This window comes from Streptomyces sp. NPDC002787, from assembly GCF_053592095.1.
In genome coordinates this window covers 291,190-303,434 of record NZ_JBSFVC010000004.1, presented here as the reverse complement: position 1 = coordinate 303,434, position 12,245 = coordinate 291,190, and the positions used below count along the sequence as shown (strand labels likewise).

Annotated in this window: 11 protein-coding genes; 8 read left to right on the top strand and 3 right to left on the bottom strand. The window is 71.7% G+C overall.

The window, feature by feature from the left end:
- Nucleotides 1–103: 103 nt before the first annotated feature.
- Complete coding sequence (locus ACWD26_RS07405) at nt 104–1,606, top strand: NCS1 family nucleobase:cation symporter-1 (protein WP_451267183.1); 1,503 nt, start codon at nt 104–106, stop codon at nt 1,604–1,606.
- Between the two features lie 2 nt (nt 1,607–1,608).
- Complete coding sequence (locus ACWD26_RS07400; protein ID WP_451267181.1) at nt 1,609–2,340, top strand: aspartate/glutamate racemase family protein; 732 nt, start codon at nt 1,609–1,611, stop codon at nt 2,338–2,340.
- Between the two features lie 99 nt (nt 2,341–2,439).
- Here the strand turns inward: ACWD26_RS07400 and ACWD26_RS07395 are convergent, their stop codons facing one another.
- Together ACWD26_RS07395 and ACWD26_RS07390 are read right to left on the bottom strand one after the other, a co-directional pair.
- Nucleotides 2,440–2,844: a RidA family protein gene (locus ACWD26_RS07395; RefSeq protein ID WP_451267179.1), complete on the bottom strand. Its 405-nt coding sequence runs from the start codon at nt 2,842–2,844 to the stop codon at nt 2,440–2,442.
- 138 nt (nt 2,845–2,982) lie between these two features.
- Nucleotides 2,983–3,213 carry an SDR family NAD(P)-dependent oxidoreductase gene (locus tag ACWD26_RS07390; RefSeq protein ID WP_451267177.1) on the bottom strand — a complete coding sequence of 77 codons (231 nt, stop codon included), beginning with the start codon at nt 3,211–3,213 and terminating at the stop codon, nt 2,983–2,985.
- A 303-nt stretch (nt 3,214–3,516) separates the two neighbouring features.
- On the opposite strand from ACWD26_RS07390, the gene ACWD26_RS07385 reads away from it, so the two are divergent.
- From ACWD26_RS07385 to ACWD26_RS07360, 6 genes are all read left to right on the top strand, one after another.
- Nucleotides 3,517–3,936, top strand: a complete 420-nt coding sequence (locus ACWD26_RS07385) for a hypothetical protein (protein ID WP_451267175.1) — start codon at nt 3,517–3,519, stop codon at nt 3,934–3,936.
- Entirely contained in the window at nt 3,933–4,751 is an 819-nt protein-coding gene (locus tag ACWD26_RS07380) for a nucleotidyltransferase domain-containing protein (RefSeq protein ID WP_451267173.1), read from the top strand. The genes ACWD26_RS07385 and ACWD26_RS07380 overlap by 4 nt, the downstream gene beginning before the upstream one ends.
- A 106-nt stretch (nt 4,752–4,857) precedes the next feature.
- Nucleotides 4,858–5,589 carry a DUF7873 family protein gene (locus ACWD26_RS07375; protein WP_451267171.1) on the top strand — a complete coding sequence of 244 codons (732 nt, stop codon included), beginning with the start codon at nt 4,858–4,860 and terminating at the stop codon, nt 5,587–5,589.
- 613 nt (nt 5,590–6,202) lie between these two features.
- Nucleotides 6,203–8,263 carry an FUSC family protein gene (locus ACWD26_RS07370; protein WP_451267169.1) on the top strand — a complete coding sequence of 687 codons (2,061 nt, stop codon included), beginning with the start codon at nt 6,203–6,205 and terminating at the stop codon, nt 8,261–8,263.
- Between the two features lie 135 nt (nt 8,264–8,398).
- Nucleotides 8,399–9,769 (top strand): amidohydrolase, encoded by a 1,371-nt coding sequence (locus tag ACWD26_RS07365; protein WP_451267167.1) that lies wholly within the window; start codon nt 8,399–8,401, stop codon nt 9,767–9,769.
- A 230-nt stretch (nt 9,770–9,999) separates the two neighbouring features.
- A complete protein-coding gene (locus tag ACWD26_RS07360) occupies nt 10,000–10,185 on the top strand; it encodes a hypothetical protein (protein WP_451267165.1) in 186 nt (61 codons plus the stop codon).
- Between the two features lie 2 nt (nt 10,186–10,187).
- Here ACWD26_RS07360 and ACWD26_RS07355 read toward each other — a convergent pair whose 3' ends face one another.
- The gene (locus ACWD26_RS07355; RefSeq protein ID WP_451267163.1) at nt 10,188–12,161 is read right to left on the bottom strand and encodes an ABC transporter ATP-binding protein; all 1,974 of its coding nucleotides are present in this window, start codon (nt 12,159–12,161) and stop codon (nt 10,188–10,190) included.
- Nucleotides 12,162–12,245: the final 84 nt, after the last annotated feature.

Below are 12,245 nucleotides of genomic sequence, written 5' to 3'. Positions count from 1 at the left end.
GTTTGGTATACCAAACGTCGCGCGGTGCTCCCCTGGTCCCCCACGCCGGTGCCGCACCCGTCCCCACCACCTACCCTCGTCTCCTCTCGCTCCTGGAGGCCCCGTGTCCCTCGCCGACAGTGCCGAAGCCACCGGCACCACAGCGTTCGTCCCCGACCCCCGCCTCACCAACGAAGACCTCGCGCCCGCCGAGAAGCGGAACTGGAAGGTCTTCGACCTCTTCGCCCTGTGGATGTCCGACGTCCACAACCTCGGCAACTACACGTTCGCCGCGGGCCTGCTCGTCCTCGGCATGAACGTCTGGCAGGTGTTCACGTCGCTGCTCGTCGGCTTCGTGATCATCTACATCGGGATGAACTGGATGGGGAAGATCGGACAGCGCCACGGCGTGCCCTTCCCCGTGGTCAGCCGCATCAGCTTCGGCGTCTGGGGGGCCAACATCCCGGCCCTCATCCGGGCCGTGATCGCCATCATGTGGTACGGCATCCAGACCTATCTCGCGTCCGTCGCGGTCAACATCATGCTGCTGGCCGCCTGGCCGGGCCTGGAGTCCTGGACCCACGACTCCTTCCTCGGCCTGCACCACCTCGGCTGGATCACCTTCGTCGCCCTCTGGCTGATCCAGGCGCTGATCATCAGCCAGGGCATGGAGTCGGTCCGCAAGTTCCAGGACTTCTGCGGCCCCGCGATCTGGATCGTCATGATCGCGCTGGCCGTCTGGATCCTCGCCAAGGCCGGCTGGACCATCTCCCTGACCTCGACCCCGAACCCGGTCTCCGTCGGCGAGCAGTGGCGGCAGTGGTTCGGCGCGATCGGGCTGGTGCTCGCCACCTACGGCACGCTGATGCTCAACTTCTGCGACTTCTCCCGCTTCGCGCCCGACTACAGGACCGTCAAACGGGGCAACTTCTGGGGCCTGCCGATCAACTCGACCGCCTTCGTGGTCGTGTCGGTCATCGTCACGGCCGGCTCGCTGGAGGTGTTCGGCGAGGCCATCACCGACCCGGCGGAACTCGTCGCCAAGGTCGGCAACACCTGGGTGCTCGTGCTGGGTGCCCTGACCTTCGCCATCGCCACCATGGGCGTCAACATCGTCGCCAACTTCGTCTCACCGGCGTACGACCTCGCCAACGTCTGGCCGCAGAAGATCACCTTCAAGGTCGGCGGCCTGATCAGTACGGTCGCGGCGCTGGTCGTGACCCCGTGGAACCTCTTCTCCAACCCCACCGTCGTGCAGTACTTCCTCGGCGGCCTGGGTGCCTTCCTCGGCCCGCTGTTCGGCGTGATCATGCTCGACTACTTCTGGGTCAAGCGCGGCCGTATCGACGTCGACGAACTCTTCAACGCCGAGCCCGGCTCCCGCTACTACTACCGCAAGGGCGTCAACCCCAAGGCCCTGTGGGCGTTCCTGCCGGCCGCGGCGGTCTCGGCGGTCCTCGCCCTGGTGACCACCTTCAGCGCGGTCGCCCCCTACTCGTGGTTCATCGGTACGGCGCTGGCCGCCGGGCTGTACGCGGTGCTGTGCCGGGACGAGCGGGCCGCGACGGAGCCTGCCGGGGCCGACCTCGCGGGCGGTACCACCAAGCCGGCAGCCGTGGAGAGCTGAGCGTGCGCATCGTCGTCACCAACTGCAACACGACGCAGGAGATGACCGAGGAGATCGTGCGAGGTGCCCGGGCCGCCGCAGGCCCGGGCACCACCGTGACCGGGCTGACCCCCGCGTGGGGGCCCGAGTCGGCGGAGGGCTGGCTCGACAGCTACCTCTCGGCCGCCGCCGTCCTCGACACCCTGCGGACCTATGAGGAGCCGTACGACGCCGTCGTCATGGCCGGGTTCGGGGAGCACGGGCGCGAGGGCGCGCGCGAACTGGTGGACGTGCCCGTCGTCGACATCACCGAGGCCGCCGCCCACCTCGCCTGCCTGCTCGGGCGGCGCTACGGCGTCGTCACCACGCTGGAGCGCTCCTGCGGGCAGATCGAGGACAGCCTCGACGCCGCCGGGGTGGGCCGCAACTGCGCGGCGATCGTCGGCACCGGGCTCGGCGTCCTCGACCTCGCCGACTCCGACCGCACCACCCGTGCGTTCCTCACCGCCGCGCAGCGGGCCCGGGACGCCGGGGCCGAGGTGCTGGTGCTGGGGTGTGCCGGGATGACCGGGCTGCAGCGGACGGTGAGCGAGAAGCTGGGGGTACCGGTCGTCGACGGGGTGGGGGCGGCCGTCAAGCTCGCCGAGTCACTGGTGTCGCTGGGGCTGACGACGAGCCGGGTGGGCGGGTACGCGAAGCCGCTGCCCAAGCGGAGGAGTTGGGGGCCGGGGGGCTCGGGTGACTCGCGCGGTTGACCATGCTCCTGACGGGGACGGGGACGGGGACGGGGACGGGGACGGGGACGGGGACGAGGACGAGGACGCGAGGGAGGGGGACGGGGGACGGGACGGGGTTCAGGGCTCCGGGATCACCGCTGTCGCTGTGATCTCGACGAGCTGGCCCGTATAGCCGAGACAGGCCACGCCGAGGAGGGTGGAGGAGTGGGGGCCGGTGCTGAGGCCGGAGGTCTCGACGACGTCCCAGACCGCGGAGAGGACCGCGGGCTCGCCGCTCACGACGTACACATCGGTCGACACGACGTGCGCGAAGTCGCTGCCCACCGCCCGCAACTGTTCCCCGAGGTTGGCCAGCACCTGCCGGGCCTGCCGTATCGGGTCCCCCTCGCCGACCAGCTTCCCGTCAGCGTCCAGCGGAACCGAACCGGCGAGGAAGGCGAGTCTCGTCCCTGCCTCGACGACGGACGCGTGCGAGTAGACGGGCGGCGGAAAGAGGCTGGGGACGGTGACACGCTGGATCATGACTGCTCCCGATGGACGACAACCTGTCGATCATGCGCATTCCGTGCGGGTGCGCGCATCCGGATTTCGAGCCGACACCCCCGGAAGCACCGCCTTCCCGGGCCGGGCCCGCCACCCCGCCGTCGCCCCGCCGCTACCTCACCGCAGACCCGGGCGTCGTATCACCGTACGGACTGTCCACGCGCCAGCCCTCCTCCCGTGCCAGCCGATGCCCGCGTAGGAAGTCGGTCCCGCGAGCGAGGAGATGTTCACGATCACCCCGCCGCCGGCCCGGCGCAGCGAGGGCGCCACCGCGCGCATGCCCAGCCACGGGCCCTGCAGATTGACGTCGAGGACCCGGCGGAACGATTCGAGGGACTGTTCCTCCATCGAGCCCCACTCGGCGATCCCCGCGTTGTGACCAGCACCGACACCGGGCCCAGGTCCCGCTCCACCTCGGCCACCGCCCGCTGCCAGCCCTCCTCACCGCTGACGTCCAGGTTCAGGTAGCGCGACCGGCCGCCGAGTTCCGCCGCCGGTTCGGCCCCCTCCGCCCTTCCCGCGCCGAGCCCGGTCAGGCGCCGCCTGCCGGAGCACCAGGGGGGCGGCGTCCTTGTCGCAGGGCACCCGCTCCGTACACGGTGTGACGGTACGGTGGGAGGCCGGTACGGCGATGACGACCAAGGGGGCGCGGTGGACGCGGAGTTGACCACACTGGCGGCGGCGGGAGCCACGGCGCTGGTTCAGGAGATGGTGGGCGACGGCTGGGCGTCGCTGCGCGATCGGATGGTCGCCCTCTTCTCGCGGGGAAGAGACGCGGACGGCGTCCAGGAGGATCTGGAGGAGTCGCGGGCCGACCTGGTCGCCGCGCAGGACGCCGGTGACGAGGAGGCCGTGGCCGACGTACAGGCGGAGTGGCGCAACCGTCTCCGCCGCACTCTCCGGGCGGATCCGAACGCCGCCGCCGAACTCCGGGAGCTGCTGGACGAGTTGGCGCCCGAGTCGGGCTACCGGGGTGCGGGATCGGTCTACAACTACAACACCATCAACGGAGGCGTGCACCACGCCCCCGTGATCCAGGTCGGCCAGATCAGCCGTGAACCCCGGCGATGACCACGAGCGGCCGCGCGGGGCTTTCGCCCGGCCGAGGGTTCTCCCACCCCGCCTTCCTCGATCACGTGGCGGACCGCCTCGCCGTTCTCCCCACCGTCCGCGCCGTCGCCCTCGGTGGTTCACGGGCGGAGGGCACGGACGGTCGGGACAGTGACTGGGACCTGGCGGTCTACTACCGAGGCCCGTTCGACCCGGCCGATCTCCGAGCCGTCGGCTGGGAGGGCGAGGTCTCCGAGATCGGCGGCTGGGGCGGCGGTGTCTTCAACGGTGGTGCCTGGCTGACCGTCGACGGCCGCCGGGTCGACGTGCACTACCGCGATCTCGACGTCGTCGAAGGGGAGTTGGCGAAGGCCGAGGAGGGGCGCTTCCACGTGGAGCCCCTTCTCTTCCACCTCGCCGGCATCCCCAGCTACCTCCTCGTCGCCGAGCTGGCCGTCAACCGCGTCCTGCGCGGGGACCTGCCCCGCCCGGCCGCGTACCCGGAGAAGCTCCGCGCGTCCGCCGCCGAACGCTGGCACGGCACCGCCCGCGCGACCCTCGCGTACGCGAAGGCGAACCACGCCCCGAATGGCCGCCTCACCGAGGTCGCCGGCGCCGTCGCCACGGCCGCGGCCCAGGCGGCGCACGGGATGCTGGCGGCGCGGGGCGAGTGGGTGACGAACGAGAAGCGGCTGCTGGAGCGAGCGGGGTTGCGGGCGGTCGACGGGATCGTCGGGGGTCTGCGCGCGGAACCGGCGGCGCTCGTGCGGGCGGTCTCCGAGGCTGAAATCCTCTTCGAGGACTCCGAGCAGGGCGCCAAGCAGGACTCCGAGTAGGGCGACGGGACGGACTGCCGTGTGAATCCGCTCGGCAGACCGGGGCTCACGCCCTTTCCGAATAATCCTTCGAAGAGAGCGCACTTCCGCTGTTACCGTCTCCCACGTGGCGAAACTCAATCAGATCATCGCAGTCGAGAAGGGCGTCAAGGCCAAGTCCCACCAGGACCTGACCGCCGCTCACCACGGGCTGCAGAAGCCGGCGTTGCTGGCCGGTATCGCGCGTACGTACCAGCCGAAGGACGAGGAGGGCGAGCAGTTGCCGCCCGAGTCGACTCGGGTGCAGGTGCGGGCGGAGGACGTGCTGCGGGAGACCGCGGGGATCCTCACGCGGCTGTTCGACGTGACCGCCACCAAGGACTGGGCCAACTGCACGGCGCGGGCGGATGTGAAGGTGGAGGGCCGGGTGCTCGTCGCCGATGCCCCCGTCTCCTATCTGCTCTTCCTGGAGAAGCAGTTGGGGGAGATCAACACGCTGGTGCGGAAGCTGCCGGTGCTCGACGCGTCCGAGGCGTGGGCGCAGGATCCGTCCACCGACGCCTGGAAGACCGAGGCCGTGCGGACGGTGCGGACGAAGAAGGTGCCGCGCAACCATGTGAAGGCCGAGGCGACCGACAAGCACCCCGCCCAGGTGGAGGTGTACTACGAGGACATCCCGGTCGGTTACTGGACCACCGTGAAGTTCTCGGGGGCCCTGCCCGCCCGGCGCGTGAACGAGATCCTCGACCGCCTCGAGAAGTTGCAGCAGGCCGTGAAGTTCGCGCGGGAGGAAGCGAACGGCGTGGACGTCGTCGACCAGCGGGTCGGTGACGCGGTGTTCGGCTACCTGTTCGGGTAGTCTCACAGACTCCCCGGCCGGCCTGTGCGCCGGACGGGGTGCGCGAGGAGCGCAAGCTGAAGCTGAGGCTTGTCGTGACGGAGCGGTCCGTACCCGCCGAAGAGTTCAGGGACGGACCGTCATCAATCTCAGACTATTGCTCCAGACTCAGTATTCGCCGCCGATCGTCGCAACGACCGGGCCCAGGCCCCGGACGCCGAAGTGCTGGTTCAAGTCCAGCTCGCGCAGCTCGATGCGCGATGGTCCAAAGGCAGGACGCGGCGACATGATGACTGACCTGGGCTCTCAACCGTTGCGGCGTGCCCGATGGGCGGCATCTCAGGGCCCGGGGGCCGGCTACGCCCTCGGGCCCACCTGTTTCCGCCCTGACCCGCCCGCGCGGCCCTGCCTTGCCCGCGCGGCCCTGTTGCGTTCATAAAGAACATGGCCTATCCACGCATCGTCACATCGCGGTAATACGAGCGTTCCACTCCCTCCAGGTCCGGGACCTACGGTGGAGACCACAAGCAGCCGACGCCATGAACCGGCGTCACTGACACCACCCACCCACGCCCACGCCCCGGCCGCCGTCGCCCGAAGGCACACCCCGCCCTCATCCGACGACAGGAGCCCTGTGACCCGCCCCGCTGTCCTCGTCCTGCCGCCCTGGCTCGCCCATGCTCTGCGTACGCAAAGGGGGCCGGTGCCCTGGAACGCGGTGGTGCGAGGGGCGCTGGCCGGTGGGCCGCTGCTGCTGGTGGCCGTGCTGCTGGACCGGCCCTCCGCCGGGGTCCTCGCCGCGCTCGGCGCCATGCTCGCCGGGATCAACGACCGGCCCGGCAGCCGTCGCGTCGCGGTGCAGCGGCTCGGTGCGCCCGCGCTCGCGGGAGCCGTGGGCCTGCTCGTCGGGACGTACGCCGGACAGTACGCCGGGGCCGTCGTCCTCACCCTGCTGCTCACCGCGCTCGGCCTGCTCGCCGGCGGTATGAGCGCGGTCGGGCCCGTGGCGTCCGGGGCCGGCACGCAACTGCTCGTGGCCGCAGCCATCGGCGCCGGGATGCCGTTGCCGGAGACGGGATGGCAGCGGGCGCTCGCCTATCTCGCCGGAGCCGGATGGCTGCTCGTCCTACGCCTCGCCCTGCCCACGCCCGCCGTCCTCACCGCCGGTGACTACCGGTTCGACGGGGAGCGGGACGCCGTCGCCGCCGTGTACGACGCGATCGCGGGCCTGCTGGACGCCGTGGGCACCCCGGACGCGACCGCCCGGCGGGCCGCGCTGACCGCCGCTCTCGACCATGCCCAGGACGCACTCGCCGGGCCCCGGCTGCGGCGGTACGCCAGTTCGTCGGCGGAGCGGCGCCTGCACGCCCAGTTCGCCGCCGCGCTGCCGCTCGCCGAGGCGGCGACCGCGCTGGCCTGGGCCGGGGACGCCGTCATCGGCCGCGCCTCCGAAGGGCCCCGCCGGCTGGCCGCCGCCGTACGCGGCAACACCGCCACCGGGCCGCTGCCCGCGCCCTCACGCTCCGCGCCCGCACTGCGCGCACTCGACGACGCGCTCCTGCGCGCCGCCGACGCCTTCGACCGGGGCGGCGACGCACACGACCTGCACACCCGCCGCCGTACCCTCGGGTCGCTCATGCGTCTCGGCCTCGGGTCCGGCGGACGCGAGTACGGGCTGCGGGTCGCCCTGTCGTTCGGGGCCGGCGCGGCCGTGGCGCAGGTGCTGCACCACGAGCACTGGTACTGGCTGCCCGCGACCGCCGTCTTCCTGGTCAAGCCCGACCTCGGGCCGCTCGTGTCACGGGTGCTGTGCCGGGCCGCGGGGACCGTACTCGGTGCCGTGCTCTTCGCCGGGTTCGCCGCCGTGCTGCCCCGGCCGGAAGGGCTCATCGCGCTGGTCGCGGTCAGCGGGGCGCTCATACCCGTCGCCACGCGGCACTTCGCCGCCCAGACCGCCGTCGTCACCGTGCTCGTCCTCGCCCTCGTCATGGTGGGCGGCGAACCCCAGGCCTCCTGGAGCCGTATCGCCGAGACGCTGCTGGCCTGCGCCATCGTGCTGATCGTCGGCCATCTGCCCATGCCGAAGGGGCAGCGTGGCGGGGGCGTACGCGCCCGGCTCACCGTCGCGGGGACGGCGGCGCACGCTTACCTCGCGCACGTCCTGAACGAGTCGCGCATGCCGGGCGGGGACGCCGAGCCGGGCGGGGCCGCCGAGAGGGCGGCGAGCGGGCTGTCCCCCTCGACCTGGCCGTCCGGGCCCGACGGGGCTTCGGTGTCGAGCCGCGGAACCATGCCGAACGGTGTGTCCATGCCGAACGGTGTGTCCGTGTCCGTAGGGGCCGCCCTGCCCGGTGAGTCCGACGACCGCGCCGCCCGCTGGACCCTGCGCCGTGAGGCCTACCGCGCCCTCGCCCAGGCCCGCGCTGCGATCGCCCTCTCCGGGGCCGAACTGCCCGCCCTGGCCCGCCACACCGAGGGCACCGACGAGGTGGCCGCCGCCCTCGAGCGACTTGTCGACACCACGACCGCCTGCGCCGTGCACCTCGACGACACCGGACGGCTCGCCCGCCGGCACACCGAGCGCCTCACCGCACTGCTCGACGAACTCGCACGGCACCAGAGGCACGCGGGCATCAGCCTCCCCGACGCACCGGACGTGGCCGACGTCCTGCCGAGGACGGACCTCACGGCCTGAGCCACGCCCCAGTCCGTCCCGGCGCGAGCGCGACCCGATTCCACGCCCCACCCAGACGCGGCCTGCTCCACGCCCCACCCGCCGGATGCCCGATTCACCCCCCTCCCGAGCACGTCGTCGTCGTACCGTGACGGCATGACGCCCTCTCCGTCTCCCGCCGATCTCGTCATCACCGGCTGCACGGCCCTCGTCCACGACGAGCACGAGGGGATCGACTTCGTCGAGGACGCCGCCATCGTCGTACGGGAGGGGGTGATCGAGAGCATCGGGCCGGCGGAGGAGACGGCTCCGGTGCCCACGGCGGAACGGATCGACGCGCGCGGCCAGGTCGCGCTGCCGGGGCTGATCAACTGCCACACGCACGCGCCGATGGTGGCCCTGCGCGGCCTCGCCGAGGACATGCCGGCGGAGGAGTGGTTCAACGACGTCATCTGGCCCGTCGAGTCCAATCTGACGGCCAGGGACGTGGAGTTGGGGGCCCGGCTGGCCTGTGCGGAGATGATCCGGGGCGGGGTGACGTGCTTCGCCGACCACTACTTCTCGATGGACACGGTCGCCGCCGTGGTCGAGGAGACCGGGGTGCGGGCGCATCTGGGGGAGGCCTTCTTCTCCTCGCAGGGGGCCGAAGGCCGGGAGCGGTCCCTGGAGTTCGCGCTACGGCACCGGGACGCAACCGGTGGCCGTATCACCACCGCGCTCGCGCCGCACGCCCCCTACACCGTCGAGGACGCCGACCTCGCCGCGACCGCCGAACTCGCCCGCGAACACGGCCTGCCCGTCCATCTGCACGCCTCGGAGAGCCGCGACCAGACCGACAACAGCCTCGCCCGGCACGGGGTCACACCCATCGAGGTCCTGGAGCGCACCGGCCTGCTGGGCGTCGACGCGGGCGTGCTCATCGCGCACGGCACCGGGATCGTCGAGCGCGACCTGCCGGTGCTGGAGCGGGCGACCGGGCCGGTGGCCGTGGCGACCGCGCCCCGCGGCTACCTCAAGTTCGCCTGGCCCACGACACCGGTGCGGGCCCTGTGCCGTATCGGCGTCCCCGTCGGGCTGGCCACGGACGGCGCCGCCTCCAACAACTCCCTCGACGTGTGGGAGGCCATGGCGCTCACCGCGCTCGTGCAGAAGTCCACCGAGGGCGACCCGCGCTGGCTGACCTCCCGCCAGGCCCTGCACCACGCCACCCTCCAGAGCGCCCGGGCCGTCGGGCTGGGGGAGCGGATCGGCAGCCTCGCCCCCGGCCGGCGCGCCGACATCGTCCTCGTCGACCTCACCGGCCCCCACACCCAGCCCGTCCACGACCTCGCCGCCACCCTCGTGCACAGCGCCCGCTCCGCCGACGTACGCACCACGATCGTCGACGGCCGTGTCCTCATGCGCGACCGCCGACTGCTCACCGTCGACGTGCCGGCGACCGTGCGGGAGCTGGAGGAACGCCTGACCGCGCTCACTGACCGCAGTCACGGCGGCCGCATCCAGGACTACGACAAGCCGCCCGCATGAACACGAAGAGTGCCAGTATGAGTACGCAAAGTAACCGGAATGTGTGAATTCTGAGAGGTATCTCACGATCCGTCGTTGACCGCGTGTCAACTACGTCTCAGTAATGTCACTTGGCGAGCCGTTCACCCCATGGTTGGCGTTTAAATCTACGAACCAACGAACCAACGACCCAACAAACCAACGAACCATGAACCACGAGTTACGAGTGCGGCGCGACATGGAGGTGCAGGGTGAACGGGCGAATGGTGCTGGGGCGCTTTCCCGCCGGTGGGCCACGCGGCTCGTGGCCGGCGGAGGAGTTCGCGCACGCGGCGCGTCTGGAGGGCCAGCAGGCCGAGGTCGTGATGGACATCGCGACGGACATGTTCCTGGTCATCGTGCGCGGCGCCGACAGCGCGGCGGGGGCCGCGGCCTGAGGTCAGCCCGTCTTCGGAGCGGGCACCTTCGTGGCGGGAGCCCGCCCGTTCGGCACCTTCGCCGCGAACTGCTCCGCCTGAAGTGAGTACAGCTCCGCGTACACCCCGCCCGTGGCCAGCAGCTCGTCCGGGGTGCCGGACTCCACGAGACGGCCCTGGTCGAGGACGTGCACCAGATCGGCGTGGCGGACCGACGCCAGCCGGTGGGTGATCAGGACGACCGTCTGACCGGTGCCCGCCAGGGCGCGGATCTTCTCGAAGACCTCGAGCTCGGCGCGGGCGTCCAGGGCCGCCGTCGGCTCGTCCACGATCAGGATGCGCCCCCGCCGGTACGCGGCCCGCGCGATCCCCAGCCGCTGCCACTGGCCGCCCGACAGCTCGTGTCCGCCGCTGAAACCGCGGGCCAGGAGCGTGTCCATGCCGCGCGGCAGATCCTCGATGACGTCCTGTGCCCCGGCCTCGGCGACGGAGGAGGCGAGCCGCTCGTCGGTCAGCGGCGCCGAGGGACGGCCGATCGCCATGTTCACGCGGGCGGTGAAGGGCCACCGCTTGAAGTCCTGCGCGACCATCGCGATGCGCTCGGCGAGCTGCCGCCGGTCCGCGGTCGCCGCGTCCACACCGTCCCACATGATCTTGCCCTGGTCGGGGGTGTACAGCCCGGCGAGCAGTTTGACCAGGGTCGTCTTGCCCGAGCCGTTCTCGCCGACGAGGGCCACGATCTTGCCCAGAGGCACGGTCAGGGTGACATCGCTCAGCGCGGGACGGCCGGCCTTCCCCGGATACCTGAAGGTCACGTTCTCCAGGCGGATCTCGCTCGGATCCTCGGGCAGCGGGTCGCCGCCCTCCGGGATGGCGCGCTTGGCGGCCTCCACGTGCAGGCGCTGCATGTCGCCCACGAAGAGGGCCTCCTCGTGGAGGGAGTTCACCTCCAGGACCAGCGTGTCCAGGCTGGCCGAGCCGGTGCGGATCGCGATGACCGCCGTACCGGCCACGGACAGGGCCATGGCCCCGGCGAGCAGCAGACCGCCAAGCGTCGCGTACGTCGCCACGGTGGCCAGCCCGGTCCACACGGCCGCGTACAGGCCCGTACGGGCCGCCAGCCGGGCCAGGCGCGCCTGCTCCGTCTCCGCCGTCTCCGACATGCAGCGGAAGTGGCGCAGCAGGAACGGGCCGACGCCGTGCACCCGGATCTCCGGGGCCGCCTCCGGCTCGATCAGCAGGGAGCTGAGCAGATATCCGGCGCGCACGTGCTGCACCCAGGCGTGGAAGGACTCGTAGCGGCGGCGGGCGATCGTCAGGGCGCTCCAGGCGCTCGGCAGCGTCATCGTGACGAGCAGCGGCAGCAGGGCCGGGTGCAGCACGGTCAGCACACCGGCCGCCGCGATCAGCGAGATCAGCGCGTTCACCACACGCGCCGAGTAGGTGATCATCCGGCGTGCCGACTGGGCGCCGTACTTCGCGGTGTCCAGCAGCTTGTGGAAGCCGTCGTCCTCGATCGCGGACAACTCCACGGCCGCCGCCCGCTCCAGATAGCGCTCGGTGGCCACGCGCTCCACCTTGGGCTCCAGGCGTCCCGTGGCATACGTCGACGCCGCCCGGAGCAGGGTGGCCACCAGCATCACGGCGGCGATGGTGACGAGTGCGGGGGCGGCTCCCCGTAACCGCTCCTCGACGGGTCCGTCCGCCATCAGCCGGGCCAGGACGGCGTTCACCGCGAACAGGCTCACCGCCTGGGCGAGGCCGCGACCCGTCTCGGCGGCCAGTACGGCCCGGGCCGCCCGCCGGTCGGCCTGCCAGGCCAGCCGGAAACTCGACGCGAGCAGCGAGGGAAGCCGCCGTACCATCGCCCGGAAGTTCAGCTCCAGAAACGCGTTGGCATGTTGCGACCAGCCCATGTCGTACCGCAGCGGGCCCCCGAACAGCAGCAGCTCCGACTCCGACGTCTCCGGTTTGCCCCTGTCACGCGCCTTCGCCACCCGTGGCCTCCCGTGTCATCACAGACGGCCACTATCCCGGCACCCTCCGCTCCCGGCCAGGGCGCACGGCAGTGTCACCACCGC

Bases quoted from the DNA above. Each gene is read 5' to 3' on its own strand.
- ACWD26_RS07395 (WP_451267179.1), bottom strand. From the start codon at position 2,844: ATGATCCAGCGTGTCACCGTCCCCAGCCTCTTTCCGCCGCCCGTCTAC.
- ACWD26_RS07390 (WP_451267177.1), bottom strand. From the start codon at position 3,213: ATGGAGGAACAGTCCCTCGAATCGTTCCGCCGGGTCCTCGACGTCAAT.
- ACWD26_RS07380 (WP_451267173.1), top strand. From the start codon at position 3,933: ATGACCACGAGCGGCCGCGCGGGGCTTTCGCCCGGCCGAGGGTTCTCC.
- ACWD26_RS07365 (WP_451267167.1), top strand. From the start codon at position 8,399: ATGACGCCCTCTCCGTCTCCCGCCGATCTCGTCATCACCGGCTGCACG.